The organism is Xanthobacter lutulentifluminis (assembly GCF_043194675.2).
In the GTDB taxonomy this organism is placed as follows: Bacteria; Pseudomonadota; Alphaproteobacteria; order Rhizobiales; family Xanthobacteraceae; genus Xanthobacter.
The window spans coordinates 4663465-4688734 of sequence record NZ_CM195525.1 but is presented as its reverse complement, the minus strand read 5'-3'; the positions used below and the strand labels follow the sequence as shown (position 1 = coordinate 4688734).

The 25270-nt window shown below is 67.8% G+C and carries 27 protein-coding genes and 2 tRNA genes; 10 read left to right on the top strand and 19 right to left on the bottom strand.

Annotated elements, in window-relative coordinates:
- Positions 1-121: 121 nt before the first annotated feature.
- Together V5F49_RS21765 and V5F49_RS21760 are read right to left on the bottom strand one after the other, a co-directional pair.
- The gene (locus tag V5F49_RS21765; RefSeq protein ID WP_394115345.1) at positions 122-1510 is read right to left on the bottom strand and encodes a TolC family outer membrane protein; all 1389 of its coding nucleotides are present in this window, start codon (positions 1508-1510) and stop codon (positions 122-124) included.
- A 159-nt stretch (positions 1511-1669) separates the two neighbouring features.
- Positions 1670-2332, bottom strand: a complete 663-nt coding sequence (locus tag V5F49_RS21760; protein ID WP_394115344.1) for a protein-L-isoaspartate O-methyltransferase family protein — start codon at positions 2330-2332, stop codon at positions 1670-1672.
- A 257-nt stretch (positions 2333-2589) separates the two neighbouring features.
- Between V5F49_RS21760 and V5F49_RS21755 the strand changes: the two genes are divergently transcribed.
- The 5 genes from V5F49_RS21755 (at position 2590) to V5F49_RS21735 (ending at position 6871) form a co-directional block, all read left to right on the top strand.
- The gene (locus tag V5F49_RS21755) at positions 2590-3051 is read left to right on the top strand and encodes a group III truncated hemoglobin (RefSeq protein WP_394115343.1); all 462 of its coding nucleotides are present in this window, start codon (positions 2590-2592) and stop codon (positions 3049-3051) included.
- A 92-nt stretch (positions 3052-3143) separates the two neighbouring features.
- Positions 3144-3217 (top strand) — tRNA-Cys (locus V5F49_RS21750).
- A 170-nt stretch (positions 3218-3387) separates the two neighbouring features.
- On the top strand, positions 3388-5283 hold the full coding sequence (locus V5F49_RS21745; protein ID WP_394115342.1) for an ABC transporter ATP-binding protein: 1896 nt from the start codon (positions 3388-3390) through the stop codon (positions 5281-5283).
- A 127-nt stretch (positions 5284-5410) separates the two neighbouring features.
- Positions 5411-5486, top strand: a tRNA-Asn gene (locus V5F49_RS21740).
- A gap of 158 nt (positions 5487-5644) precedes the next feature.
- Complete coding sequence (locus V5F49_RS21735; RefSeq protein WP_394115341.1) at positions 5645-6871, top strand: tyrosine-type recombinase/integrase; 1227 nt, start codon at positions 5645-5647, stop codon at positions 6869-6871.
- A 158-nt stretch (positions 6872-7029) separates the two neighbouring features.
- On the opposite strand, the gene V5F49_RS21730 is transcribed toward V5F49_RS21735, so the two are convergent.
- A complete protein-coding gene (locus V5F49_RS21730) occupies positions 7030-7371 on the bottom strand; it encodes a hypothetical protein (RefSeq protein WP_394115340.1) in 342 nt (113 codons plus the stop codon).
- A 154-nt stretch (positions 7372-7525) separates the two neighbouring features.
- Between V5F49_RS21730 and V5F49_RS21725 the strand changes: the two genes are divergently transcribed.
- From V5F49_RS21725 to V5F49_RS21715, 3 genes are all read left to right on the top strand, one after another.
- Positions 7526-7987 (top strand): hypothetical protein, encoded by a 462-nt coding sequence (locus V5F49_RS21725; protein WP_394115339.1) that lies wholly within the window; start codon positions 7526-7528, stop codon positions 7985-7987.
- On the top strand, positions 7980-8393 hold the full coding sequence (locus V5F49_RS21720) for a hypothetical protein (RefSeq protein ID WP_394115338.1): 414 nt from the start codon (positions 7980-7982) through the stop codon (positions 8391-8393). The genes V5F49_RS21725 and V5F49_RS21720 overlap by 8 nt, the downstream gene beginning before the upstream one ends.
- A 565-nt stretch (positions 8394-8958) precedes the next feature.
- Positions 8959-9312 (top strand): hypothetical protein, encoded by a 354-nt coding sequence (locus V5F49_RS21715; RefSeq protein WP_394115337.1) that lies wholly within the window; start codon positions 8959-8961, stop codon positions 9310-9312.
- A 601-nt stretch (positions 9313-9913) separates the two neighbouring features.
- Here the strand turns inward: V5F49_RS21715 and V5F49_RS21710 are convergent.
- From V5F49_RS21710 to V5F49_RS21660, 11 genes are all read right to left on the bottom strand, one after another.
- Positions 9914-10225, bottom strand: a complete 312-nt coding sequence (locus V5F49_RS21710; RefSeq protein WP_394115336.1) for a hypothetical protein — start codon at positions 10223-10225, stop codon at positions 9914-9916.
- Complete coding sequence (locus V5F49_RS21705; protein WP_394115335.1) at positions 10212-10439, bottom strand: hypothetical protein; 228 nt, start codon at positions 10437-10439, stop codon at positions 10212-10214. The genes V5F49_RS21710 and V5F49_RS21705 overlap by 14 nt, the downstream gene beginning before the upstream one ends.
- 50 nt (positions 10440-10489) lie before the next feature.
- A complete protein-coding gene (locus tag V5F49_RS21700) occupies positions 10490-10822 on the bottom strand; it encodes a hypothetical protein (protein WP_394115334.1) in 333 nt (110 codons plus the stop codon).
- A 36-nt stretch (positions 10823-10858) separates the two neighbouring features.
- Positions 10859-11668: a hypothetical protein gene (locus tag V5F49_RS21695; protein WP_394115333.1), complete on the bottom strand. Its 810-nt coding sequence runs from the start codon at positions 11666-11668 to the stop codon at positions 10859-10861.
- An 11-nt stretch (positions 11669-11679) separates the two neighbouring features.
- Positions 11680-11808 carry a hypothetical protein gene (locus tag V5F49_RS21690; RefSeq protein WP_394115332.1) on the bottom strand — a complete coding sequence of 43 codons (129 nt, stop codon included), beginning with the start codon at positions 11806-11808 and terminating at the stop codon, positions 11680-11682.
- A complete protein-coding gene (locus V5F49_RS21685) occupies positions 11801-12298 on the bottom strand; it encodes a type IV toxin-antitoxin system AbiEi family antitoxin domain-containing protein (protein ID WP_394115331.1) in 498 nt (165 codons plus the stop codon). Before V5F49_RS21685 ends, V5F49_RS21690 begins: the two co-directional genes overlap by 8 nt.
- A 209-nt stretch (positions 12299-12507) precedes the next feature.
- Positions 12508-12825 (bottom strand): hypothetical protein, encoded by a 318-nt coding sequence (locus V5F49_RS21680; RefSeq protein WP_394115330.1) that lies wholly within the window; start codon positions 12823-12825, stop codon positions 12508-12510.
- Positions 12826-12834: 9 nt separating this feature from the next.
- Positions 12835-13797, bottom strand: a complete 963-nt coding sequence (locus tag V5F49_RS21675) for a hypothetical protein (RefSeq protein WP_394115329.1) — start codon at positions 13795-13797, stop codon at positions 12835-12837.
- Positions 13791-13943, bottom strand: a complete 153-nt coding sequence (locus V5F49_RS21670) for a hypothetical protein (RefSeq protein WP_394115328.1) — start codon at positions 13941-13943, stop codon at positions 13791-13793. The genes V5F49_RS21675 and V5F49_RS21670 overlap by 7 nt, the downstream gene beginning before the upstream one ends.
- Positions 13944-14155: 212 nt before the next feature.
- Positions 14156-14356 (bottom strand): helix-turn-helix domain-containing protein, encoded by a 201-nt coding sequence (locus V5F49_RS21665; RefSeq protein ID WP_394115327.1) that lies wholly within the window; start codon positions 14354-14356, stop codon positions 14156-14158.
- An 86-nt stretch (positions 14357-14442) separates the two neighbouring features.
- Positions 14443-15171 carry a hypothetical protein gene (locus tag V5F49_RS21660; protein ID WP_394115326.1) on the bottom strand — a complete coding sequence of 243 codons (729 nt, stop codon included), beginning with the start codon at positions 15169-15171 and terminating at the stop codon, positions 14443-14445.
- 583 nt (positions 15172-15754) lie between these two features.
- Between V5F49_RS21660 and V5F49_RS21655 the strand changes: the two genes are divergently transcribed.
- Both V5F49_RS21655 and V5F49_RS21650 read left to right on the top strand, forming a co-directional pair.
- Positions 15755-17413 carry a Na/Pi cotransporter family protein gene (locus V5F49_RS21655; RefSeq protein WP_394115325.1) on the top strand — a complete coding sequence of 553 codons (1659 nt, stop codon included), beginning with the start codon at positions 15755-15757 and terminating at the stop codon, positions 17411-17413.
- Positions 17414-17535: 122 nt separating this feature from the next.
- Complete coding sequence (locus V5F49_RS21650; RefSeq protein ID WP_394115324.1) at positions 17536-18726, top strand: NAD(P)/FAD-dependent oxidoreductase; 1191 nt, start codon at positions 17536-17538, stop codon at positions 18724-18726.
- 17 nt (positions 18727-18743) lie between these two features.
- Here the strand turns inward: V5F49_RS21650 and pbfA are convergent, their stop codons facing one another.
- From pbfA to V5F49_RS21625, 5 genes are all read right to left on the bottom strand, one after another.
- Positions 18744-20084 carry a (R)-1-hydroxy-2-aminoethylphosphonate ammonia-lyase gene (pbfA, locus tag V5F49_RS21645; RefSeq protein WP_394115323.1) on the bottom strand — a complete coding sequence of 447 codons (1341 nt, stop codon included), beginning with the start codon at positions 20082-20084 and terminating at the stop codon, positions 18744-18746.
- A complete protein-coding gene (phnX, locus tag V5F49_RS21640; protein WP_394115322.1) occupies positions 20081-20899 on the bottom strand; it encodes a phosphonoacetaldehyde hydrolase in 819 nt (272 codons plus the stop codon). Before phnX ends, pbfA begins: the two co-directional genes overlap by 4 nt.
- Complete coding sequence (locus tag V5F49_RS21635) at positions 20896-22035, bottom strand: TIGR03364 family FAD-dependent oxidoreductase (RefSeq protein ID WP_394115321.1); 1140 nt, start codon at positions 22033-22035, stop codon at positions 20896-20898. Before V5F49_RS21635 ends, phnX begins: the two co-directional genes overlap by 4 nt.
- Positions 22032-23972 carry a putative 2-aminoethylphosphonate ABC transporter permease subunit gene (locus tag V5F49_RS21630; protein ID WP_394115407.1) on the bottom strand — a complete coding sequence of 647 codons (1941 nt, stop codon included), beginning with the start codon at positions 23970-23972 and terminating at the stop codon, positions 22032-22034. Before V5F49_RS21630 ends, V5F49_RS21635 begins: the two co-directional genes overlap by 4 nt.
- A gap of 76 nt (positions 23973-24048) precedes the next feature.
- On the bottom strand, positions 24049-25224 hold the full coding sequence (locus tag V5F49_RS21625) for a putative 2-aminoethylphosphonate ABC transporter ATP-binding protein (RefSeq protein ID WP_394115320.1): 1176 nt from the start codon (positions 25222-25224) through the stop codon (positions 24049-24051).
- Positions 25225-25270 lie beyond the last annotated feature (46 nt).

The following is a 25270-nucleotide window of genomic DNA, read 5'->3' as shown; positions in this document are numbered from 1 at the left end:
GCCGAAGACTACGCCGTGGCCGGTCCGGAGCGGAGCGCCAGGGTGAGAATCGCCAATCGCGGATTGAAGTATGACACTCGTAAAACCGGCCGCAAAAGGGGCTCGCAAGCCCCTTCCCGGTTTATTTTCCGTCCGGAGTCCGCACGCCGGCCCAGCTGTCGCGGACCTGATTGTAGTGGACCTGCGGATTGTAGACGTTGACCTTCAGCCCGAGGGAGATGGCGTCCAGCTTGCCGATGATGGAGATCAGCGAGTAGGCCGCGACCACACGGTCGCGCTGGGCCACCACGAGGGCGGACTGGGAGTTGGTCAGGTCGCGCTGGGCGTTCAGGACGTCCGTGGTGGTGCGCTGGCCGACGCGCCATTCCTCGCGCACGCCTTCAAGCGCCAGCGTGTTGGCCGCCACCGAGGCCTGCGCCGCCTGGATCTGCGCCTTGGACGCCTCGAGCGCGCCCCAGAACTGCACGGCCTGCGCGCGGATGGTGTCGCGGTTCACGTCCACCTCGATGCGGGCCTGCGTCAGCAGTTCCTTGGCCTGGCGGATGTTCGCGTACTCCACGCCGCCCTGGTAGATCGGAACGGTGAGGTTCAGCGTCACCGCGGCGCCGCCCTGCGAGTCGACCGAGAAGTTCTGGTCGTAGGACTGCGACAGCTGCCCCTGCACGGACAGGTTCGGCATCAGCGCGCCTTCGGCCACCTTGACCTGGAACACGGCGGCGTCGACCGCGAACTCGGACGCCTTCACCGCCGGATGCTGGTTGAGGCCGCTCGACACCACGCGGTCGACCGAGCCGGGAAGCATGCCCTCGATGGAGCGCGGGGTGGCGAGCTTGCCCGGCTCGACGCCGATCACCTGCCGGTAGACAGCACGGGCCGAGGAGAGGTTCGCCACCGCCTGGCTGACCTGATACTGCGCATCCGCCACGCGCGCCTCGGCCTGGGCCACGTCGGTGCGGGTCACCTCGCCGACGTTGAAGCGGTCGCGGGTGGCGCGCAGCTCCTGCTCGAACGCGGCGAGGCTCTGGCGCTGCAGGTCGAGCAGCGCGATGGCCTGGATGACGTTCATGTAGGCGGTGACGCCGTTCAGCAGCACCGACTGCTCGGTGTTGCGCAGCGTCTCGCGCGATCCGCGCACCTGCGATTCGGCATTGCGTGTCTGGTTGGCGGTGATGAAGCCGTTGAACAGGGTCTGCGCCGCCGTGAGGGCGAAGGCGCGGGGCCACAGCCAGCCGTTGGTGGTGGTGCCAGAGGCCTTCTGCCGGGCGTACTCGGGACCGGCCTGGACGTTGGCGTTCAGCGTCGGACGATAGCCCGACAGGGCCTGGGGCACGGTCTCGTCCACCGCGCGGGTTCCGGCACGCTGGGCGTTCAGCGTCGGATTGTTCGTATAAGCCATGGCGAGCGCTGCATCGAGGGACTGGGCTGCGGCGCCCCCGATCCCAAACGCAGCGATGCCGGCTCCCGCCAAAATTGCAAAACCGTTTCGGCGAAAGCGCTTCGCAACCGACATCCCAATCTCCCGATCCGACACGGCCAAGCAGACTCGCCGCACCGACTCTGCCGCGCGGTAACTTTTGGGAAAGATATCTGCGCCGGTGAAGATCGGGAACCGACCGGCTGGTTGTGCCGGTCGTTTTCGCGCTACCGCGGCAAACGCGCCACAGGTTGGTCAGAAAACAAAGCGCGGAGCGGCCTTGAAGCCGGGAAGCGGAGGTACCGCGGCATTGAATGCGACCCGCTCGCTTACCTGGCCGGCCACTTTGGAGAAGACGGTGGCCCGCCCGGCGCCGCCGTGACCCACCACGGCGATGAGTCGGCCGCCTTCCTTGACCTGCGCCAGAAGGCCGGCCGGCACCTCGTCCACCGAGCCGTTGAGGAGAATCAGGTCGTAGGGGGCTTCCTTCGCCCAGCCGGCGTTCAGCGGCCCCTGCATCACCGCCACGTTGGCGACGCCGAGCTCGGCCAGGGTCGCGGTGGCGGAGGCGGCGAGGCCGGCGTCCTCCTCCACGGCCACCACCTGCTGCGCGAGGCGCGACAGCACCGCGGCGGAATAGCCGGTGCCGGTGCCGATATCGAGCACGTGCTCGTGCTCCTGCACGTCGGCGAGCTGGATCAGGCGGGCGAGGATCATGGGCTCGACCAGGTAGCGCGGCGCGCCGCCGGTGGTCAGAGCGAGGTCGTCATCGATGTAGGCCAGCGACTTCAGCTGCGCGGGCACGAAATACTCGCGCGGAATCTCGAGCATGGCCGAGACGATGCGGGGATCGGTGACGTTGTTGGTGCGGACCTGCCCGTCCACCATGCCCCGGCGCAGCTCGGCGAAATCGATCATCTTGTGTCTCCGGCCATCCCCTGGAGCGGCCGGCGCACCGAGAGGCTTCGGGCAGGCCATGACCGCCCGGTCCAAGAGCCATATCGCCGCCCCTTTTGCAAGGCGCTGAAGGGCGAACGCGCCGGCGGGCGCCGACATCGCGGTGCCTGCGCGCGGCGGATGTGGCCGCAAGTCGCATGGCTTGCGCCCCCGCGCGGGTGGAGGGTGCCGCCCTGCCCCGTCACCCCGCCGCCCGCGCTGCAGCCGGAGACGACACGATGAGTTCTGCCCCGCACCCGGCCGCCGTGCCGGTCGGCCCGTCGGTTTCGGCGGCGGACATGGAGGGCCTCGACGAGGAGGCGGTGCGCCGGCTGGTCCACCGCTTCTACGAGCGCGTCCAGAAGGATGCCCTCCTCGGCCCCATATTCACCGCCCACATCGCGCCGGACGACTGGCCGGTGCATCTGGCCAAGATGTGCGATTTCTGGTCGTCGGTGCTGATGAAGACCGGGCGCTATTCGGGCCGCCCCCTGCCGCCGCACCTCGCGCTCGGGGCCGAGGCCGGGGAAGCGCAGTTCGCCCGCTGGCTGGCGCTGTTCCGCCCCACGGCGCTGGAGGTGCTGCCCCCCGCCGCCGCGCAGGTGGCCATCGCCCAGGCCGAGCGGATGGCCTACAGCTTCCGCCTTGCCATCGGCTTCCACAACGGCGAGGACACCACCCGCATCTCCCCGTTCGCCTGAGCCGGTCGCCGGGTCGCCGGCGCACCATGGGGACAATGCGCAGGCGCCGCTTGCACCGCACCAGCGAACACCGTAAGAACGCGCCTCTGTGAGGCCACGTGGCGGAGTGGTTACGCAGCGGACTGCAAATCCGTGCACCCCGGTTCGATTCCGGGCGTGGCCTCCAGCTTTCCCCATGAGCGGCTTCATGCCCGAGGTGCCTCCGGCGCCGGGGATGCCCCTTCGTCACAGCGACGCATCCATTACCTTGGTACCGCAAGACGTTGACTTGCGCGTCCGCTGGCAGTTGATGGCAGCCGAAGCGGCCGCGATCTCAACCGGCCGCCGGAGACAGGCATGAGCTCTAAAGCCAACGCGCGCGCCGCGCAGGCCCCCCACGCCGCGGGCCAGCATGCGCCGCATCCCACCGCGGACGAGACCAAGGCGGTGCTGCGGCGCCTGCTGCTGTCCGACGGGCGCAAGCACTGGAAAGGCTACGCCCTCGCCTTCGCCTTCATGGGCCTGATGGGCGCCTCCACGGCCGGCCTCGCCTACCTCATGAACGACGCGGTGAACGCCATCTTCGTGCATCCCACGCCGGCCGCGGTGTGGGCAGTGTCGGGCATCGTGATGGCGCTGTCGCTCATCAAGGGCGGCTCGGCCTATGGCCAGTCCATCACCATGGCGCGCATCGGCAACCGCATCGTCGCCGACAACCAGAAGCGCGCGTTCGACCAGTTGCTGATGCAGGACGCCGCCTATTTCTCCGGGCGCCACACCGCCGAGATTTCCAGCCGCTTCAACGCCGGCGCCAACGGCGCGCGCGGGGCGCTGGACCTTGTGGTCACCTCCATCGGCCGCGACCTGCTCTCGCTGCTCATGCTCGCCTCCGTCGCCATCGTGCAGGACCCGTTCCTGGCGGTGATCGCGCTGGTGGTGATGCCCGCCGCCGTGATCGGCACGCGCAAGCTGATCAAGCGGGCGAAGAACCTGTTCACCACCGGCTTCAAGTCGGGCGTGCGGCTCTCCTCCATCGCGCTGGAGGTGTTCCAGGGCATCCGCACGGTGAAGGCCTACACGCTCGAGCCGGAGATGCAGGCCCGCGCCCACAAGTTCATCGACGACGTGGAAGCCAACGCCAACCGCCTCACGCGCACGCAGGCCAAGTCCAGCCCGCTCATGGAGACGCTGGGCGGCCTCGCCATCGGCGGCGTGATTCTCTACGCCGGCTACAACGTGATCGAGCTCGGCCGCTCGCCCGGCCAGTTCTTCTCCGTGCTCACCGCGCTGCTGCTCGCCTACGAGCCGGCCAAGCGCCTCGCCCGCCTGCATGTGGAACTGGTGAACCATGTGATGGGCGCGCGCATGCTGTTCGAGCTGCTGGACGCCCCGGCCCCTGAGCGCGACTCCGCCGGCACTCCCGCCCTGCCCCGCCCGCGCGGGCGGGTGGAATTCCGCGAGGTGGTGTTCGGCTATCGGCCCGGCGAGCATGTGCTGAAGGGCCTCGACCTCGTGGCCGAGCCGGGCACCACCACCGCGCTGGTGGGCCAGTCCGGTGGCGGCAAGACCACCGTGATCAACCTGATCGAGCGCTTCTACGAGCCGCAGGGCGGCGCCATCCTCATCGACGGCATCGACACGCGCACCGTCACGCGCTCCTCGGTCCGCGCCAGCGTCGCGCTGGTGAGCCAGGACGTGTACCTGTTCTCCGGCTCCATCCGCGAGAACATCGGCTTCGGCCGGCCCGGCGCCTCGGAGGAGGAGATCGTCGCCGCCGCCCGCGCCGCCCACGCCCACGACTTCATCACGGGCTTCGAGGCCGGCTACGACACCCATGTGGGCGAGCACGGCACCCAGCTGTCCGGCGGCCAGCGCCAGCGCATCGCCATCGCCCGGGCCTTCCTGAAGAACGCCCCCATCCTGCTGCTGGACGAGGCCACCGCCGCGCTCGATTCCGAATCGGAGGCGGAGGTGCAGAAGGCGCTGAACGAGCTGGCGCACCAGCGCACCACCATCGTCATCGCCCACCGCCTGCAGACCGTGGTGCGGGCCGACCGCATCTGCGTGGTGGAGCACGGGCGGGTGGTGGAAAGCGGCACCCACGACGAGCTGATTGCCCGCCGTGGCCGCTATTTCGGCTTCTACTACGCCCAGTTCGCCCACGAGCCGGGGGTTGCGACGGCGGCCGGCGCGGCTGCGGACGGGGCTGTGGATAGCGCTCCGGCAGCCGGCGAAAACCTGCTGCGCGCCTGATTTTGCAAAGGGTTGCGGCCGGCACATCGGGCCGGCCGCACGCTCCGGAGGAGAGAAACTCCATCTGGAGACTTCACAAGCCGGCGCGTCGTTGCTATATGGCGCGCCTCGGTCGCGAGACCCACGGTCCCTGATAGCTCAGTTGGTAGAGCGTTCGACTGTTAATCGAATGGTCGCAGGTTCGAGTCCTGCTCAGGGAGCCATTTTCCTGTTTCCAGCGGTCTGCCGCTGCCTCAGAATCCTTATAAATCCTCGACTTTAGCGCCAGCGGCGTCCGTCGCAGTTCGCCCCTGTACGCTTGCAGCTCGCAAATCTGTTGGCATTCTGTTGGCATTTCCGGATGCCAACACGGGCCGCCTCCATGCTGACCGACACCGCCATCAAAGCCGCAAAGCCAAAGGAAAAGCCCTACAAGCTGTCGGACGCTGAAGGGCTACACCTCCTTGTGACGCCTCAAGGCGGCAAACTCTGGCGGCTCGCCTACCGTTTCGGCGGTAAGCAGAAACAGCTTACGTTCGGGTCCTACAAATACGTGAGCCTCGCGGAAGCGCGAGAGCGCAGGACAGATGCCAAGAGGATGTTGGCATCTGGAGTTGATCCCGGTGCCATCATGAAGGCCCTGAAGGCGGAACAGAGTGCCGCCGATGAGGCGGCCCACAACACCTTCGGCGTGGTCGCGGGCGAGTTCATCGAAAAGATTCGCAAGGAGGGTAGAGCGCAGGCCACCATGGACAAGGCTGAGTGGCTCTTGCGCACAATTGCCGCCCCCTTGGCCACGCGCCCCATCTCGGAGATTACCGCTCGGGAAGTTCTCGACATTTTGCGGCCCGTCGAGGCCAAGGGAAACCACGAGGCGGCCCGTAGGGCGCGAAGCACCATCGGCAGAGTGTTCCGGTATGCCATCGCGACGGATCGGGCTGAGCGGGACGTTACAGCCGATCTAAAGGGCGCGCTGATCGCGCCCCCTGTTCAGCACCGCGCCGCGATCACGGAGGAAAAGGCACTCGGCAAGCTCATGGCTGCTATTCACGAGTGGAAGCGGGGCCAACCGACAACCGTCGCAGCGCTGAAGCTACTGGCCATGCTCGCGCTGAGGCCGGGGGAAGTCCGGGCGGCCCGATGGGGGGAAATCGATCTAGAGAAGGGCGTCTGGACCATACCGGCCGGCCGGACCAAGATGCGGCGCCAGCACCGCACCCCCCTGCCCCGTCAGGCCATCGCGATCCTGAAGGAACTTCGTCCATTCACAGATCGGGGGCCGGACAGTCTCGTATTCCACGCCACTACATCGGTTTTGAAGCCGATCAGCGAGAACACGCTGAACGTCGCGATCCGCAGGCTGGGGTTCACCGCGGAGGAAATGACCTCTCACGGCTTCCGGGCCGCCTTCGCGACCCTCGCGAACGAAAGCCGGATGTGGCATCCCGATGCCATAGAGCGGCAGCTTGCCCACGTGGAAGGGAACAACGTGCGCCGCGCCTACACGCGCGGCGAGCATTGGGAAGAGCGCATCACCATGATGCAGTGGTGGGCCGATGATCTTGACCACCTGCGCGCGAAGGCCGCGGCGCAGTTGGCGAAGGGCTGACTCGCCTTAATAGTGTAGCTTTACCCCAGTCATCCCCTGGGTTGGGGAGGGGGTAATGTGGCGGGTCGGAAGCATCGCGACGATGGGGCAGCCTTGCACCTCTATGGGGAGGGCTGCCCCTTACAGCGCACGAGGGGGCGCCAACGCCCCCCACCCCTTTAGCCTCGCGGTGCCTTCTTGCTCTCACGCTTGCGCTTTTTCGGGCTTGAATCGTCCGGAGCCGGCGGCATATCCAGACTCCCTAACATGGCCTCGATCTCTGCCGGCGAAAAGTCCAACTCCGGCGACTTCAATTCATCGGCCGACCACGCGGCTAACTCCGCGTCCGTGATGACCAGCCGGTTCAGCCCATTATCCGGCTCCAGCTCGCCGCTTTCCCGACGTACAAGCCAACTGCGTAGCGCTTCGCTGGCCATCCTTTGCCACGAGCACCTTTGACGCTTGAGGCCTCTTGCCACATCCGGATCAAGCTGGAGGATGTTCCGGCGGGGCTTCTTCATGGCCCTGATGCCTGCCTTTTGGTCCATCAGCGTCCCTCAATGGCGCCAGTCCACCGGGCGAATCTCTCGGCAGGGTTGATCCTGCTGCCGACGTCAACTTATTGCCGCGTTGCGGTCTCCCGCATACCCTCCAATCGTGTTTGGGGAGGACGACATGGGGGGAGAACCAGCGCAACTTCCCTTTCTGGGGGTTGCCCTGACCGCAGGGATATCGGCGCTCGCGGCTTTAGCCGCCGTGTTCATCACCGCGGCGCTGGCGCGCCGCAGGGAGCATGAGGCCGATTGGCGCAAGCTGAAGCTGGCGCAATATCAGGAATACGTGCTCGCTCTATCTGGCGTGGTGCAGGGGCGCGCCACGCCAGAAGCCCAGCGGCGCTATGCCGATGCGGTCAATGCCCTTGCGCTGGTGGCCTCTGTGCCTGTGCTGGAGGCCCACCGTGCCTTCCAGGCCGAAATCACCTACATGAACGCCGGCCGGAGCGAGACCGAGCACGACAAGCTGCTGGACGCGATGTTCCGAGCGATGCGGAAGGACGTCCAGCCGCGCTCTGGCCAAGATAATCCCACCTTTGCACTCGGGCTGTTGGGCATCCCTCCGGAGGCGCGGCATGAGTAGCGCCAGCATGGCGGAACGGTCGGCGTTGGTGACGGCCGTTCTCGACTTAGAGGAGCGCGGGGGAGCGGAGCCACTGCATTTCGCCTCTCCGGCCGATCTCAACGGCCTTGTCCCTATCGCGGCCCATTGCCACGACAATGCCCGGCGCTTCTGCGAGGCTAATCCCGGATACACGGCGGTGGGTGGCTGGATCGTGCTCAGCCGAGACGCAAGTGGCAGCTATTACTTGGTACGCCATTCGGTCGTGTGCGACCCGGCGGGCAAACTAATCTGCGTCACTCTTGCAGCGTCCGATCAACATACGTTGGCGGGTCCCTTTGTGCGCCATGATCCGCAGTGGGGAGATTTCGATAGTTTCGGCTCCCATATTATCTTTGCTGCGGGAATTGGGGTGCTGGCGTCCTGAAAGTGGGCGGACTGACTATTGCCAGCTCGTAGCCTTGTAAGCTGCGGCGTTGGCTCGGAGGCATCGCGGATGTCAGGTGGCGCGCCGCTGCGGCGGGTCTTGAGCGCCCCGAATGGCCGCCAACGGCTGTTCTGAGTCCACCAGCGCCTTCAGGATGCTGGTGCGGAACATTGAGGGAGCATACGCGGTCACGCCGCCTGCCGCCGGTCGAGCGCGTGGGTCGGCGAGCCGCAGGCCTCGATCAGAATGGCGCGCGTCGATCAGCCTTGCGGATCGACTCCACATCAACTCTGACGCGGCTGGTCCGCGAGGAATGGCCGATCCGCTCCGGCTCTTAGAGACCTTTAGCGGCCCGGACGCCGCCGATGACGGGAAGGCCGAGCACTCAAGGTGCCGGCTATCGACATTCCCTGACGCAGGGGCCAAAAGGGCACGATCATCTGCCAAGCTTGATTTGCTAATGCCCAACTCCCGCATTCCCCACCCCGTGACAGGCTTGAATTCTTTCGGAAGGGTGCCGGACACCAAGTGTCGCAAAGACATAATTCCGGGGGGAGACATCTATTTGCTGAGGGGAAAGCATACCGGCCCGAATAAAGGGTTCGGCGTCTGCCATATCTGGGCTGAACATCGGCGAGAAATGGAGCATTTTGACTTAGTTGAAGAGGCGCACGTTCCGATCTATGTCGCAAAGATTGTTTGCGCAGGGACGCCGCTACATTTCGAAGGGTCGGACATCAAGGCGACAAAGCTTATTGCCGTCCGCAGCTCGATCGGCCTAGCGATTCTTCAACTAAGACCAACACGGGAAGAAACCTACTGGTCGATCGTTACCGCCTACGCATCAAGCAAAAAGCACGGCGTCCGGGTCGGAGCCGTGCTTGATGTTTTTGTGCCCGCAGTAGCAGCGTCACCTTAGCCCAAGGGGTCGGTGACCACCCGAAGTGTCCTGCGAATAAGCCTCCTGTTAGGCTTACCATCCACATGAGCGGGCCTATAAACAGGTGACGCCGGCTCAAAATGCTCTTTATGGCACGGCCCCGACTATAAGAGCGCCCACGGCAGTGTCAACCGTCAGCGGTTTTCGGTGCAGCGTCAGCCGTCAAGGGTGCATGTGCAGCTTCTACCGTCAGGATGTTTCCAGTGGGCGTCAAGAGCCGGTTAGCGGCTTCCATGCGCGCCCGGCCGACCTTTCTAAGCTCCGGTGTGGATAGGGCAAGGTCCAATGGCGAAAACACGACGTCCTTGGACTCGAACCGCCGGATCATCTCCTCACGGGTTTCGCCGCGCTGGAACGCCCCCATGGACCGGGAAGGGGAACGTCTTGGTCCGCGCTTCTTCTTTGAGGCGGGAGGAGCCTCGGCGGCTTCGAGGACGGGCTCTGCCGCACAACGGAAGGCATTCCATCGGGCAGGCGGCATGTTGCTTCCAGAAACAAAAAAACCCTCGCGGATTGCACCGCGAGGGAGTTTCACTGAGGAACCAACGCCAATCGGTTCATCTCTAATATAGTCGCGACATCAATGCCGCGCAATGCTTGCGAGCCGCTCCAGAATGACTTTTCTGAGTTCAGCCATCGGGGCGGATTGCTCTTCACTCGTGAGGCGAACACCTCGGAATTGTGCGTAGTCGATAAGATCGGCGCGGGAGAGGTTGGCGTCGCGGGAGCGGTGGTATGAGTCCTCCAGCCCCGCGAGGTCGGCGGCCTCCTCCGCTTCCTCGTCCACCTCGCCGGGATCGACGGGCACCGGGGCGTCCTCTTCGTCGTCCTGCTGCGCATGGCGGGCGCGGACGGCCGCCAGCGCGTCCGCGAGACGGTCAATGCTTCCCATTGTGGAACTCCGCAATGTACTGGCGCAGGCCGGGAATTCCATCGGGGCCATTCACAACGGACGCGCCCTTGCGGGGCGGGCGCTTGGCAGGCTGGGCGGCTCGGGCGGCTTCGATGGCCGCCAGCATGGTGGCGGGCCGGGGCTTCTCGGCGGCGGGCTTGCCGCGCACCTGCCGCAGGGCGGCGGCGATGGTTTCGGGGGGGCGGGTCGTCATCGTCTAATCTCCTAGGGTGGGGAGCCGGCGCCAAGCGCGCCGGCTGGTGGTCACACAGTCGACCACGCGACGCGCTGGCCATTCGGGAGCACCATTCGATGCGACTGGCCGCCCCTCAGCCAGCGCCGAGCCGCCGGATTGGTGGCATCGGGATTCGTGCCAATCGAAATGTAGATGTCCGACTGGAGAAAGACGTGGACCACGACGTGCGGGCGCGCGCCGGGAACGCCGTCATCATTCGGCGCCGCGTTCGTGGTCATGCCGGAAGTGACGCCGGGCGGCGGGTTGATAACTTCACTCCAATACAGAGTTTCCGGCACCAACCCGGCAGACAGCGGCAAAGCGCGATCAACCGGCATTTCACATTCAATGATTGCGATCATGTTGTGTCCTTTCTATTGCGTGGGTTTGTTGGACAACTACTCGGCGGCCTCGGAGAGGGGCACCAACTCCGAGACCGGCGAGGGCGCGGGGATCGGCTCGGCGTGGAGGTCCGGCAACTGCATGTCGGCGATCCGGCTTGCGTAGCTCGGCGGGCACCACGGCTGTCGCGTCACGCGGCGCATCTTCACGAGCTGGCAGGCCACCGGTCGCGGTCCGAACGAGCTTTCCGCATACATGAAGCCCTTACGCCCTTCGCGGCGCGTGACGCGGGCAGCGTCCACCGGCGCGCCGCCTTCGGTAGTGACCCACACGTCAGTCGTTTCCTCGCCGAGAACGCTTTCGGGCTGGGCCGGCACGTCGCGCACGCTCTCGGTTTCGAGGAGCCGCGTGGCACCCGCCGGAAGATCGCCGTTCGCAATCGCGGCGAGGCGGTCGGCCTCCCCCACCAGCTCCCGGAGGCGGATCAGTTCCGCCACAGCGATAGGGTACTTGGCGAGCAGGTCGGACCGAGCGGCATTTTGAGCGGCCACAGCTTTGGCGTATGCCTCACGGCGGGCAGCCTCGGCTTCTTCGGCTTCTGCCGCCGTGAGCTTGTCGGCGAGGACCGTGTGGGCCTGCCGCGCGTAGGCCAGCCGCTCCGCCGCCGCGCGCGTGGCCTCACGGTGCGCGGCCACGGCAGCCTCGCCACCAATGACGGCCTCGGCCATCCGGGCCTCCACGGCCTTCACCTCGGCCTCCACGGCCTCCACCTCGGCGCCCGCCTTCGCGATGAGCGTCCTGATCTGCGAGGCCGTGGGCGCCTTGGTTCCCCGGAAAGTCTTCGCGATAGAATCGAAAATGTTCATCTGCGGTGCCCTCAGTTCTCTGTTTCGTCGTCGGTGGTTTCGTCGGCGTCAAACACGATAGGTTTGCGGCTCAGATCGGCGGCGCGCTCGAAGAGCGCCGCCAAGGATTCGGTGTTATTCAGCTGCTCATCTTCACTCATCGTTACCGTCCTCCTTCATGTTCGAGTTGGTGGTTGGCGGGTGCTGGGCGAGCTGTTCGAATTTTCGGCTGGCGGCCACGAGCATGGCCTCGCACTCGGTCCTGATCGCCTTGCGCAAGGTAAGATCACGAGTAATTCGCGGCGCGAGACCATCGAGACCGACTCTGAAAACGCCGATGATTTCGTCGAGCACGCCGGTTGCTTCGGTCAACTCGATCAATTCACCTGCCGCCTGGGCATTCCGCAGTTCCGCCGCTTTGCGCTTTTCCCGAACGAGGGCGAGCTGTTCGCGGTCCAATTCGTTGTTTCGGCTCGCCTTTCGGGCGTCGGCGATCAGGTTGCGGATGCTCTCGGGGACCAAGTATTTCCCGCGACCGGAGCGGACCACAACGCCGCGATCGGCGTGATTTCGGACAGTCTTGGGAGTGACGCCGAGGAGGTCGGCAAGCTCTTCAGCGGACACCTCCTCGGGAAAACCGGTTTTCGTCATGTATTTCACCTAGTGGAAATGGAAATGTGGATTTCAACGGACCTGATACGCTGAAAAACCGCGCTGCCCCGCCAGCGCGGTGGAATAGGTGTAGGAAGGACCCGGTACCCCGGTGGGGGGTGGTCGCCCCTCGCGTGGCCGGGCGCCCTCGGGCGCGCCCGGCGCCAGTGCTGCCGCACCGATCGAATAGGAGCCCCCTCACGCAGCCTTCACCCGTGACCGCTGCACAGATCCAGCTCGGCGGCCTCGGGCGCCCGGTGAGGGGCGCGGGTGTCGCTGCGATCCCGTGCGAGGGACGGGAGGCTGGCGAGGAACGTGATGGCCTCGGGCACCACATCGCTGAGTTGCGACAACAAGGCGGCACGAGTCGCGAAGAAGCGGCGCGCGCGCCACGCGGCGCCCTCGCGGGTTTGCAGAATAAACTGGAGACCATCGCGGCAAATCACGACGCGAGCGCGGGGGCCGACCTGCGCGACGACGCCGGAATACTCATCGTCGCCTTCGCGGTTGTTCTTCGAGTTGGGCATTTTTGGCCTCTATGCGTTGGAAATTGCGGCCTCGCTTCGCAGCGAGGCGATGGAAGCCGAAACCGCAACGTGCTCGCGGCCGATCCGGTCCACGAGGCCGCAGGCGGCGAGGTCTCCAACCACGAGCCGGCAGGCCTCCCGGCGGATGTCGGCGGCGGGGGCGAGGTCGGCGATCTGCATCGGCCCGGCGGCGGCCTTTAGGGCCGCCATGACGCGAGGGTGCGGCAGGATGGCGGATCGCATCGCCCTATCTCGGATACTGCCAGGAAGAACAGGCGGCCCCGGCGGGGCGGGTTCGAAGGCGCGGGAAGGGTGGGCCATGGCCAACGCGACAAGCGCCGGAGCCCCATCGCTCGCCTTAGCCTGCGAGACAATTTCGTCCGCGCGCTGATATTTAATAGAAGGAGACGCGGACGAAATTGTCTCATCCATCTTCTTCTGCCTCCTGAAGTATGTCGCACGGGAGACGCCAGCGGCCTCCCATGGTTTGGTCGAACTGAGGGCTGCATGGCGGGGCGTCGCTCCGGCCTCCGCCCTCGTCCGAGCCTTCCGGACTCGGTCGGCAGCGCGACGGCGGTCAGCGGCGGTCACGTCGCGCGAACCGATGAGCCGGAGGTCGAGCCGGGCTCGCTCCGCCTCGTCCACCCCAAGCAGGAGGCCGAGGGCATCGGCACTTGGAAGCCGCCACTCCTGCCCCAGTTTGCCTTCGGCTGCTGCCCGACGAATCTCTGGCAGGGCCATTTCCGCCGGCAGATCGCCCGCGCCGAGCGCGCGGGCGGCCCGCCGCACGCCCGGCAGCGTGGGGCCGTCGCGGTCCAAAACAACAGCGAGGCGGGGGATCACGTGCGCGAGGCCGGCGGCGGGAGGGGGCTCCTTCCCTGCCTCGATCCGGGAGCGGATCAGCGCCGCCAGCTCCTTCCTTAGCCGGAGGGCGTTGAGCACGTGCGGAGGCGGTCGCTTCTCGTTCACCACCGCTTGACCTCGGCGAGTGCGGCGGCGCGGCTGGGGAAGCGGCGACCGTCATGCAGCAACTTGCCGGAGGAGTCCCGGAAAATCATCCATTTGGCGCCATGCCCCATGATGACACCGGTTGCATTTCCATGTTCGAAATAGTACATTTCTCCATCCTGTCGGTTTATGTTCTCGGAACGGGCGCTGTCTGGCGCCAGTTTTCATTTTCTGTTCTGCCTAAGACTGCATCGTGCGTCTTCCTTCCAATGTTTGAGCCTGCCGACGCGAACAGCCGCGGCGGCATTTGGTGTTCCTGACTTGTCAAAGAGCGCGCCTCGCCTCCCGTAGGAGACGTGACTTCTTGGTCTTCAGATTTTGACTAGGCGGCCCGCGGACTGGGCAAGATCTCAGTGGGCAGAGAGGCCACATACGCGCGGATGTCCTCCGCGCTCACCACGGTCTTCACCCCAATCTTGCGCAGACGGATCTTCCCGGCCTTCGCTTCAGCGTAGAACTTGGCGCGGCTGATCGACAGCGCGGACAGCGCATCGTTCACGGAGTAGAGGATTTTTTCGGCCATTTCGTGCTCGCACATTGGTGTGTATGTGCGAATACTGCCGCAGATGCCCACCTGCGGGATATTTCAACAAACCGGTGTTTTTGAAATTAGGCGGTCCGCGTGGGGAAAGCAGCGGCCACGAGCCGAGTCAGGGTGGCAGCGCTACCCAAATTAAGCGCCGATCGCGCAGGCGAGGGCTTCGCCATTCCGGCCGCCTTCAGGCCCCGCCGCTCTTCGGCAGGCAGGCGGGCGGGGTCTTCCTCCGGTGGGATGCCTGCGTAGGCGTGTTCGATCCTAGCGAGGAGCGACCGGAATTCGGATTTGGGGTTTGACCACCCGGTCGGCGGCTCGTCAGGGTTCCCGAGCACGGCCGCGGCGGCATGCAACACCGCGATGGCCGCCATGTCCCGCAGCGCTTCCGGAGGACGCCCCTTCGCCGAGGCCCGCGCGATCGCTTGCGGAAGCAACGGAGCAATGCCTTCCGGGCCGGGAAGCCCGAATGGGCGCGCAGCGATAAGCCAGGGCGCAAGAGCGAAGGCCGCGTACCCTCCGGCTTCAGCTACGACAAGTTCGACCGCGCGCGGTGGCAATTCCATCCAAGTCTTGAGCCAACGATTTGGATCGCCAGCCTTTCCGGCCGCCTGGAGGCGGCGCAGGCCTTCCACTGCCGCCCGCTCGTCCGGCGTCCACTCCATCGTTTGTTCCGGATGGCTGGCGCGAACCTTGATCGTACCGGGCCGGCGGGCGGAAACCAAAGCCGCCATGGCGGCGTGGACCCTGCCAGCGGCAAAGGCCACCGCCCCCTTGTCGATATTCCCACCTGCGAAATCGGCCAAAAGCTGCTGCGTGGCACAGAACCGAGGATCGGCGCACGGTTCCGCCTCAGCGAGGGTCGCCGTGGCCTCGCTCGTAGTCAGCAAAGTTCCGCCATCCACGATCTCTCGCGCTGTGCGGAATGCTGCTAAGACGTGGGCAGATTCGCTTCTTTTGCGGTCCATGGCGGCGTCGGCGTGCGGCATAATTGCACGGTCGAATATAGGGACTGACGCGCGCGAACAACAGCAGCCAAGCTCCAAATTGTTGGCGTATGCGTTGGTACCGACTCAACGTACGTTACATTTATTCACGGTTAATCAATTAGTTAGTTGATATTTATGACGCCTGCTCAGGGAGCCATCCTTCTCTTTCCCCGCACATGACTGGTTCGCCAACGCACGCCGCGATCGCGCGCGTGGACGGATCCCGACGCCATCCCCCGGCGTTGATGGCCGCGTGAACGCCGTCCGGCCGGAAATTCCGCTCCCGGACCGCATTCCCATGCGGAAATGCGACCAGATCATGAGCCGGCAATTGACATTGCGGCACCGCAGCAATTCAAAATAGGGACAAGCCGTCCGCCCGCGCCCCAGGGAGGGAATCATGAGCTTCTCCGTCACGCTGCTCGACCTCGCCGGATTCGCGGCCCTGCTGCTCTGGGGCATCCATATGGTGCAGACCGGCGTGTTGCGGGCTCTGGGCCCGCGGCTCAAGCAGGTGCTGCGGCGGGCGCTGCGCAATCCGCTGCAGGGGTTCGCCACCGGCGCGCTGGTGACGACGCTGCTGCAAAGCAGCACCGCTACTGCGCTCATGGTGTCCGGCTTTGCCGCCGCCGGCCTGGTGGGGCTGGTGCCGGCGCTGGCGGTGATGCTCGGCGCCAACATCGGCACCACTCTGATCGTGCAGGTGCTGTCCTTCGACGTGATGGCGCTCGCGCCAGCCGCGATCCTCGCCGGGCTGGTGATGTTCCGCCGTGGTGCCGGCTCCGCCATGCGCGACCTCGGCCGGGTGCTGATCGGCCTCGGCCTGATCGTGCTGGCGCTGCATCATCTGGTGGACCTGCTCCGCCCGCTGGAGGACGCGCCCAGCATCCGCATGCTCATGGGCGCCATCGCCACCGTGCCGCTGCTCGACGTGATGCTGGCGGCGGTGCTCACCTGGGCGGTGCATTCCTCAGTGGCGGTGGTGCTCATCACCGCCTCCCTCGCCGCGCAGGGCGTGGTGCCGCCCAATGCCGCCATCGCGCTGGTGCTGGGCGCCAACCTCGGCAGCGCCATCGCGCCGGTGCTGGAGGCACTGGGGCGGGACGATCCCACCGCGTTGCGGCTGCCCGTCGGCAACCTTCTGAACCGTCTGGCCGGCGTGGCGCTGGGCCTTGCGCTGCTGGAGCCCATCGGCCGCCTCATGGTCGTCTGGCAGCCGGACCCCGCGCGGGTGGCTGTGGACTTCCACACCCTCTTCAATGTGGTGACGGCGCTCCTGTTCCTGCCCCTGCTCGGCCCGTTCGCGCGGCTGCTGGAGCGGCTCTACCCCGAGCGGGAGGACCCGGCCGACCCCTCGCGCCCGCGCTATCTCGCCATGGAGGCGCAGGAGATGCCCGTGGTGGCGCTGGGCGCCGCCGCGCGCGAGGCGCTGCGCCTCGCCGACGCGCTGGAGGAGATGCTGGAGAAGGCCGAGCGCGCCCTCATCGCCGGTGACCGGCGGCGCATCGCCGAGACCCGCGAGGGCGACGACGTGCTCGACCGCCTCAACCGCGAGATCCGCTCCTATCTCGCCACCCTCGACCCGGACGAGCTCTCCCCCGCCGACCGGCGCCGGGTGGAGGAGATCCTCGCCTTCGCCGCCAACATGGAGCAGGCGGCGGATGTGGTCTGCGGCCGGCTCATGAGCGATGCCGGCAAGCGGCTGAAGCGCGGCATCGCCTTCTCCGGCGAGGAGGAGACCGAGCTGCGCGGGCTGATCGAGCGGCTCCGGGCCAACATCCGCCTCGCCTCCTCCCTGTTCATGACCGCCGATCCGCGCGCCGCGCGCCTGCTGGCGCTGGAAAAGACCGCCTTCCGCGACAGCGAGACCGTCGCCGCGCGCACCCATTTCGACCGGCTCCGCCAGGGCCTCGCCCCCATCGCCGACGGCAGCGGGCTGCAGATCGACGTGGTGCGGGCGCTGAAGCTGGTGAACTCCCACGTGGTTGCGGCTGCGGCCTATCCCGTCCTCGCGCGGACCGGCGAGCTGCGCGAGACCCGGCTGGCCGACACGCCCTGATGCTCGGATGCGAGGCCGTGCCCCGCTGACCATGCCCCGCTGACCATCTCTCGCTGGCCATGTTCCGCCTGCGCCGGAGGCTGTAGCCTGTCCATGACCGGGGAGCCCGCACGGGGGATGGCATGGCGCAGAAGCTGGTGATCGTCGGCGGCGGCTTCGCCGGCCTGTGGGGCGCGGCGAGCGCCGCCCGCGCGCGGGCGTTGTTCGCGCTGCCGGATGAGGCCATCGACATCACCCTCGTGGCGCCGGATGCGTTCCACACCGTCCGGGTGCGCTGCTACGAGGCGGACCTGCCAGCCATCCGCGTGCCGCTGGACGAGGTGCTCGCCCCCATCGGGGTCGCCCGCATCGAGGACCGGGTGACCGGCATCGACCCTTGCGCCCGCACCCTCTCGCGCGCCGGCGGACCCGCCCTGCCCTACGACCGGCTCCTGCTGGCGGCCGGCAGCGCGCTCGCTGTGCCGGACATTCCGTGCGCCGAGCCGACGTTCGACGTGGATACCTATGACGGCGCCCGCCGCCTCGCCGCGCACCTCGGCGGCCTTGCCGGGCAGGCGACGCCGGCGGCGTGCACGGCGGTGGTGATCGGCGGCGGTCTGGTGGGCATCGAGATCGCCTGCGAGCTGCCCGCGCGGCTGCCGGCCCCGGCGCGCGTGGTGCTGGTGGACCATGGGGAGATCGGCGCCGCCATGGGGGCCGGCCGCCCCGCTGTGGTGGCGGCCCTCGCCGCGCTGGGCGTGGAGACGCGGCCGAACGCGCAGGTCGAGGCGGTGGATGCAACCGGCGTGCGCCTGCGCGGCGGCGAGCACATTCCGGCGACGACCGTGGTGTTCGCCACCGGCATGAAGGCGAGCCCGCTGACCGCAGGCCTCGGCGGCGCGCGCGACCGGTTCGGCCGGGTGATGGTGGATGCGTACCTGGCCGTGGAGGATGTCCCCGGCGTCTATGCCGCCGGCGATTGCGCCAGCGTTGCTGCGGACGGCGCCGGGCACCGGTCGGTCATGTCGTGCCAGCACGGCCGGCCCATGGGACGGCTCGCCGGGCACAATGCCCTGTGCGACCTCGCAGGCCGCCCGCAGGACAGGGTGGCGTTCGATGCGCCGGACTATGTGACGGTGACCGATCTCGGCCCCGAGGGCGCCGTCTACACCTCTGGCTGGGACCGCGCGACGCTGGTGGCCACCGGCGCCGAGGCGAAGACGGTGAAGGAGACCATCAACCGCGCACGCATCTACCCGCCGCGCCCCGCGACGCGGGAGGCCATCTTCGCCGCCGCCGCGCCGGTCATCCAGGCACGGCCGGCGGCGGACTGAAAGCAACCGCCCGGCTCCTACCCCTCCGCGTCCGCGAACGCGGCTTCCAAAAGATCGAGCGCAGCCGCGAAATCCGCATCCGAGATGGTCAGCGGCGGGCACAGGGTGAGCACCCGGCCGCCGCCCACCTTGAAGCTCAGCCCACGATCGAGCGCCGCATAAAGGATGCGGTCGGCGCGGACGGCGGCGGCAATGCCCCCATGGTCCCGCAGCTCCACGCCGAACATGGCCCCGATGTGCCGCACGGCGGCGATCTCCGGGCGCCGCGCGGCCAGCGCCGCGAGCCGCGCCTGCCCGGCGTCGCCGAGCGCAAGCGCCCGCGCGCACAGGTCCTCGCGGGCGATCACGTCCAGCACCGCGAGGCCGGCGGCGCTGCCCAGCGGGCTCTTCTCGTGCGTGTAGTGGCCCAGAGCCACGTCGCCGGCGATGTCGAGGTCGCGCCGCACCACCAGCGCCGCCTGCGGCACGATCCCGCCGCCGAGGCCCTTGCCGAGGGCCACCATGTCCGGCACGCAGGCCATCTGCTCGAACACATAGACGCTGCCGCAGCGGGCCAGCGCGGAGGGGATCTCGTCGAACACCAGCAGCGTGCCGTGGCGGGCGCAGCTGTCCTTCACCCGCGCCCAGAAGCCGGGGGGCGGCGGCTCCACCGTGGTCCAGCGCACCGGCTCGGCAATGAGGGCGGCGACATCGCCCTGCACCTCCAGCACATAGTCGATGTAGTCGGCGAGGCGCTCCGGCGCCTTGTCGTCGTCGCCGAAGAAGCGGCGGGCAAGGCCCGGCGGCGGCACGTGCTCGGCACCGGGCAGGAGCGGGCCGGCGTCACGCCGGAACAGGGCCTCGCCGCCCACCGAGATGGCGTCGAGATTGGCGCCGTGGAAGGCGTCCCACATGGAGAGCGTCTTGTGGCGCCCGGTGGCATAGCGGGCGAGCTTCAGCGCCATGCCGATGGCGGCGGAGCCGGAGGGCGCGAGCAGCACCTTGCCCAGCGGCTCGGGGGCGAGGTCGGCGAGGCGGGTGGCGAAGGTCACCGCCTCCTCGCAGGTGAAGCGGCGCGGGCAGAACGGCAGACGGTCCAACTGCGCCTTGATGGCGGTGACCACTGCGGGATGGCCGTGGCCCAGCTGGTGCACGCTATTGCCATGGAAATCAAAGATCCGCCGGCCGTCGCGGGTGATCAGGAACGGCCCCTCGGCGCCGGTGATGGCGTCGAGGCAGGGGGTGGACAGGGACTGGTGCAGGAACACGTCGGCGTCGGCGTCCAGCAGGGCGCGGGTGTCCGCGTCCCGGCCGGCGAGCCAGCGGGCGCGCAGGGGCGAGGTGTTGACGTCGCCTTCGCTGGCGCCGCCCTCGCTCACGGGCGCTCGCCGCGGGCTAGCGCGCCCTCGATCTCGTCGAGCACCGCGGGCAGCTCGTCCACGCTGTCGATGACGAAATGGGCTCCGGCGCGGGCAAGCTTGCCATAGGCCGCGGCGCGCATCTCCTCGAACGCCTCGTTGGACAGGGCGTCAGTCTCCTCGGCGTCGAGGCCGAACACATTGCCGGTGAGGGCGACGCCCACCGTCCAGCAGCCGGCGTTCAGCCCCTCCTCGACGCCCACCTCGGTGTCGTCGACCTTCACCGCGGTCCAGGCCGGCCACACGTTCAGATCGAGGAAGGTGCGATACATCATCAGCGGCGTCGGCCGGCCCGCGGGCAGGTCGCCGGCGCAGACGAGATTGTCCGGCGCGTAGCCCTGGGCGGCGGCGAGCGGCAGCAGCGGGGCCATGATCTCGCGGGTGTATCCGGTGGTGGAACCGATCTTCAGCCCGCCCGCGCGCAGGCGCGCGGCGGTCTCGGCCGCGCCGGGAATGAGGTCGGCGTAATCGGTCACCACCTCGATGTTGAGGGGCACGAACACCTCGTACACGCGGTCGATGTCCGCCTCGCCCGGCGCGTGGCCGTGCACCGCCTCCCACGCCGCGGCGATGCGCGGCAAGCGGATGACGGCGGCGATATGGTCGCGCTTGGCCATGCCCATGGGGCCGCGCGCCTCGTCGATGGTGATCTCCACGCCGAAGGTGGCGAAAGCGCGCTGGAACACGCCCATGGGCGCCTTCGAGCCGTGGTCCACCATGGTGCCGGCCCAGTCGAACACGACGGCCTTGAGGTGGGTGAAGCGCGGCGCGGTCATGCGGCGTCTCCGAACAGTTCGGTGAGGGTTTCCTCGGCGATGGCGAAGGCGGTGGAGGCCCCCGTGCCGCTGGTGACGATGACGAGGCGGATCTCCGGCGCGGGCGCATCGCGCACCATCAGCCGGTCCGGCAGGGAGGCGTAGGTGCCGATCCACCGTTCGGTCACGCGGGCGCCGGCAAGGCGCAGCACGGCATGGAGCTCATCCAGCATCAGCGCGTCCACCCGCTCGGAGGCGAAGGGTGAGGGGCTGAAGCCATAATGATGGCTGTCGCCGACGATCAGCCCGCCGTCGGCCCCCTGCACGGCGATGAGATGGATGCCATTGGCGAGCGCCTCGGGCTGCTCCTCCTCAAGCCGCGCGCGCAAGGCGGCGGCCTCGGGCAGCTCGGAATAGCCGAGGTAGCGCACCAGCGAGAGGTCGGACATCACGGCGGCCGGCAGGCGGAAGTCCGCCTCGGCCGGCATCACCTTCAGCATCTGCAGCCAGCAGCGCTCGATGCCGAGGGCGGCGATGCGCTCCGGGAACAGGCCGAGCAGGTCGTCGCCCGGGCACACCACGATACGCTCGGCGAAAATCTCACCCTGGGTGGTCGAGACGCGGCCCGGCTCGACGGCGGTGACGAGGCAGCGGCGGCGGAAGGTGACGCCCCTGGCCTCCTCCAGCCAGCGCGCCAGCTTCGGCACGGCGAAGCGGCTTTCCACCCGCCGCTCGTGCGGGCTCACCAGCGATCCTTCCAGCAGCGTGCCGTTGAGCACGGCGCCGAAGCGCCGACGGGTCTCCTCGGCGGTGAGCAGCTCGCACTCCTCGCCCATGGGGGTGCTGCGGAAGGCCTCCAGCACGCCCATGGCCTCGGGCCGCTGGGCCACCACCACCAGCCCCTCATGCTCCACGGCGATGCCGGCCTGCGGCGCCACCTCCAGCCACACCTCCTGCGAGCGGCGGGCGCGGCGCCAGCAGTCGCCGGCCTGCTGGCCGGTGACGGTGACGAAGCCGAAATTGCGCACCGAGGCGCCGACTGCCTCGCTCTCCCGGTCCACCACCGCGACGGACAGGCCGCGCCGCACGGCGGCCAGCGCATGGGCGAGGCCGACGATGCCGGCCCCCACCACCACAAGATCGAAACGGGAGGTCATCGGGTGCGCCATTCCTGGGTGCGGGCGAGCCCGCGGGAGAGCACGGCATGGACGCCGCGCGCGACGAGGTTGGTGTAGAAGATCAGCATGCACATGGCCGCCGCCGCCTGGATCTGGCCGGCATCGTCCATGTTCAGGGAGGCCACCGCGGCAAGCGTGGTGGAGGGCGAATAGAGGAACACCACCGCCGAGACGGTGGTCATGGCGTTGACGAAGTAATAGGCGGCGATGTCGAGCCCGGTGGGCAGGCACACCGGAAGGGTGACGCGGGTGAACATGCGCGTCACCGGCTGCTTCAGCGAGGCCGCCACCGCCTCGAACTCCCGGTCCATGGCCTTCAGCGCCGTCAGCGCCGTCAGGTGGGAGACGGTGTAGAAGTGCGTGACCGTGGAGATGACGAGGATCGCCATGCTGCCGTAGATCACGTTGAGCGGGTTCGCCTTGTCGTTGAAGAAGAAGATGTAGTCGAGGCCCAGCACCAGGCCGGGGATGGCCATGGGCAGCATGGCGAGGAAGTGCAGCCCCGAGCGGGCGGCGAGGAAGCCGCGTCCCTTCTCCACGATATAGGCGCCCACGAACACCACGGCGGTGCCGATGACGGCGGTGTAGAAGGCGAGCCGCAGGGAATTGAAGTAGGAGCCCCAGCCGCCGCCATCCACGCCCTCGAACGCGAAGTGGGTGAAGCTCAGCGACAGATCATAGGGCCAGAAGCGCACCAGCGCGGCATATTGCGACACGCCGAGCACCAGCAGCAGCAGGCCCGCGACCACACAGCAGAAGGCGAAGGCGGCCATGTCGAGGCGCCGGTCGGGCTTGGGCGCATAAGGCACTGCCCGCGCCGTGAGCTGCGCCACCTGCCGGGCGGTCACCATGCGATCGACGAAGAAGGCGACCACCGCCGGCACCAGCAGGATCACCGACACCACCGCGCCCATGGCGAAATTCTGCTGGCCCACCACCTGCTTGTAGATGTCCACGGCGAGCACGTTGAAGTCGCCGCCCACCACCTTCGGCACGCCGAACTCGGTGATGGTGAGGGTGAACACCACGAACGCCGCCGAGATGAGGCCGTAGCGGGCCCCCGGCAGGGTGACGGTCAAGAAGGTGCGGCGCGGCGGGGTGCGCAGCACGCGCGCGGCCTCGTAGAGCCGGGCGTCGGACACCGCGAGCGCGGTGGCGATGATGAGGAAGGCGTGGGGGAAGGTGAAGAACACGCAGCCCGCCACGATGCCCGGCGCGCCATAGATCCGCCCGCCCATCAGCAGGTCCTTCAGCAGGCCTTGGTTGCCGAACAGATAGACCAGCGACAGGCCGGCGAGCAGCGAGGGCACCAGGATCGGCACCATGGCGATGGTGCGGAACAGGCCCTTCAGCGGCATGCAGGTGCGGTTGAGCGCATAGGCGAAGCCGAACGCCAGCAGCACCGTGATGGCGGTGGTGATGAGCGACACCATCAGGCTGTTGGCGATGGACTGGGTGAGCGCCGGATTGCGGAAATAGGCGATGTAATTGTCCAGCGAGCGCTCGGTGCCGGCGCGCACGACCAGCCGCCGCAGGTCCTGCGGGGCGACATCCACCCACTGGCCGGGCGCGACCGCGGCACCCGCATAGTCGAGCGATCCCGCCCCTGCCCCGCCGGCGAAGCGGAAGCGCACGGATTTCAGCGGCGCGCCATCGAAGGTGCGCTTGGGAAACAGCTGGGCGGCGGTGAGGGAATTCGAGCGCCGCGCCTGGTCCACGCCGGATTGCAGCCCGAACCGCTCGGCCACGTCGGCGAGGGTGCCGACCGCGACCGGACCGGCGCCGGTGTCCACCTGCATCTCGATGGCGCCATAGGAGAAGGCGCGCACCTCGGTGGACTTCCACAGCATGAACAGGATGGGCAGCGCGAGGCTGACCACCAGATAGAGGCCGATCACCAGCGTGAACACCAGCATCAGCCGGTCGTCGCGCCCGGATTTGGGACGGATGGCGGGGGCGGCGGGCAGCGCCGCGCCGGGGGAAAGGGCCGCGTCAGACATGGGTGCCCCCAGTGCTACGGCCGCTGCCGGCGGACGGGTGAGGACCGTCTGTGTAGATGCGCAGGCGCTCCACCGGCAGGCTCACCTCGATGCGCTTGCCGGGCACGATCTGCAGCGCCCGCACCAGCTCCTGAGAGGCCTGCGCCACCAGCGGCGCGGCAAAGCCCTCGTGCCGGAGCGCGAGGCGCACGCTGGAGCCGAGGAACTCCACATGCTCCACCTCCACCGACACGCGGTTGGACTGGTGCCAGTCCGACTGCGGATCGGTGCCGGCGATGCGCACATCCTCCGGCCGGATGGCAACGGTGACGCGGGTGCCGTTGGGCGGCGTCACATGGCCGAGCACGAGGCGGACGCCGGCCACATGCACCTCGCCGCCATTGGTGACGGTGCCGTCCAGGAAGTTCATGGCGCCGATGAAGTCCGCCACGAAGCGGGTGGCCGGGGCGTTGTAGATTTCCAGCGGCGTGCCCACCTGCTCCACCACGCCCATGTTCATGACGACGATGCGATCAGCCATGGAGAGCGCCTCGTCCTGGTCGTGCGTGACCATGACGGTGGTGACGCCGAGCCGCGCCTGCAGCTGCTTGAGCTCGTTGCGCAGGTGGATGCGGACCTTGGCGTCGAGCGCGCTCAGGGGCTCGTCCAGCAGGATCAGGCCGGGATTGGGCGCCAGCGCGCGGGCCAGCGCCACGCGCTGCTGCTGGCCGCCGGAGATCTGCGCCGGGAACTTGTGGCCGTGGTCCTTCAGGCCCACGAGGCTGAGCAGCTCCTCCACCCGCGCCTTCACCTGCTCGCGGCCGAGGCCGCGGTTCTCCAGCCCGAAGGCGATGTTCTGGCGCAGGGTGAGGTTGGGGAACAGGGCGTAGGACTGGAACACGATGCCGAAGTCGCGCTCCTCGGGCGGCAAGGCGGAGATGTCGCGCCCGGCCTGGAGGATGGTGCCGGAGGACTGGATGTCGAGCCCGGCGATGGCCCGCAGCAGGGTGGTCTTGCCGCAGCCGGACGGGCCGAGGAAGCACACGAACTCCCCTTCCCGCACCTCCAGAGACACCCCCTTGAGGGCGATGAAATCGTTGAACCGCTTGGTGACGTTGGTCACCACCAAATAAGGCGCGCGCGGCGCTGCGGCCGGCGCGAGGGTGAGGTCTGCGGCGTGCTCGGTCATGGCTGGGGTCCCCCGTCCTCGCAACCCGCGCCGCCCCGGCCGGGGC

Bases quoted from the DNA above. Each gene is read 5' to 3' on its own strand.
- V5F49_RS21765 (WP_394115345.1), bottom strand. From the start codon at position 1,510: ATGTCGGTTGCGAAGCGCTTTCGCCGAAACGGTTTTGCAATTTTGGCG.
- V5F49_RS21760 (WP_394115344.1), bottom strand. From the start codon at position 2,332: ATGATCGATTTCGCCGAGCTGCGCCGGGGCATGGTGGACGGGCAGGTC.
- V5F49_RS21755 (WP_394115343.1), top strand. From the start codon at position 2,590: ATGAGTTCTGCCCCGCACCCGGCCGCCGTGCCGGTCGGCCCGTCGGTT.
- V5F49_RS21745 (WP_394115342.1), top strand. From the start codon at position 3,388: ATGAGCTCTAAAGCCAACGCGCGCGCCGCGCAGGCCCCCCACGCCGCG.
- V5F49_RS21735 (WP_394115341.1), top strand. From the start codon at position 5,645: ATGCTGACCGACACCGCCATCAAAGCCGCAAAGCCAAAGGAAAAGCCC.
- V5F49_RS21730 (WP_394115340.1), bottom strand. From the start codon at position 7,371: ATGAAGAAGCCCCGCCGGAACATCCTCCAGCTTGATCCGGATGTGGCA.
- V5F49_RS21725 (WP_394115339.1), top strand. From the start codon at position 7,526: ATGGGGGGAGAACCAGCGCAACTTCCCTTTCTGGGGGTTGCCCTGACC.
- V5F49_RS21720 (WP_394115338.1), top strand. From the start codon at position 7,980: ATGAGTAGCGCCAGCATGGCGGAACGGTCGGCGTTGGTGACGGCCGTT.
- V5F49_RS21710 (WP_394115336.1), bottom strand. From the start codon at position 10,225: ATGGGAAGCATTGACCGTCTCGCGGACGCGCTGGCGGCCGTCCGCGCC.
- V5F49_RS21705 (WP_394115335.1), bottom strand. From the start codon at position 10,439: ATGACGACCCGCCCCCCCGAAACCATCGCCGCCGCCCTGCGGCAGGTG.
- V5F49_RS21700 (WP_394115334.1), bottom strand. From the start codon at position 10,822: ATGATCGCAATCATTGAATGTGAAATGCCGGTTGATCGCGCTTTGCCG.
- V5F49_RS21695 (WP_394115333.1), bottom strand. From the start codon at position 11,668: ATGAACATTTTCGATTCTATCGCGAAGACTTTCCGGGGAACCAAGGCG.
- V5F49_RS21690 (WP_394115332.1), bottom strand. From the start codon at position 11,808: ATGAGTGAAGATGAGCAGCTGAATAACACCGAATCCTTGGCGGCGCTC.
- V5F49_RS21685 (WP_394115331.1), bottom strand. From the start codon at position 12,298: ATGACGAAAACCGGTTTTCCCGAGGAGGTGTCCGCTGAAGAGCTTGCC.
- V5F49_RS21680 (WP_394115330.1), bottom strand. From the start codon at position 12,825: ATGCCCAACTCGAAGAACAACCGCGAAGGCGACGATGAGTATTCCGGC.
- V5F49_RS21670 (WP_394115328.1), bottom strand. From the start codon at position 13,943: ATGTACTATTTCGAACATGGAAATGCAACCGGTGTCATCATGGGGCAT.
- V5F49_RS21665 (WP_394115327.1), bottom strand. From the start codon at position 14,356: ATGGCCGAAAAAATCCTCTACTCCGTGAACGATGCGCTGTCCGCGCTG.
- V5F49_RS21655 (WP_394115325.1), top strand. From the start codon at position 15,755: ATGAGCTTCTCCGTCACGCTGCTCGACCTCGCCGGATTCGCGGCCCTG.
- V5F49_RS21650 (WP_394115324.1), top strand. From the start codon at position 17,536: ATGGCGCAGAAGCTGGTGATCGTCGGCGGCGGCTTCGCCGGCCTGTGG.
- phnX (WP_394115322.1), bottom strand. From the start codon at position 20,899: ATGACCGCGCCGCGCTTCACCCACCTCAAGGCCGTCGTGTTCGACTGG.
- V5F49_RS21635 (WP_394115321.1), bottom strand. From the start codon at position 22,035: ATGACCTCCCGTTTCGATCTTGTGGTGGTGGGGGCCGGCATCGTCGGC.
- V5F49_RS21630 (WP_394115407.1), bottom strand. From the start codon at position 23,972: ATGCTGGTGTTCACGCTGGTGATCGGCCTCTATCTGGTGGTCAGCCTC.
- V5F49_RS21625 (WP_394115320.1), bottom strand. From the start codon at position 25,224: ATGACCGAGCACGCCGCAGACCTCACCCTCGCGCCGGCCGCAGCGCCG.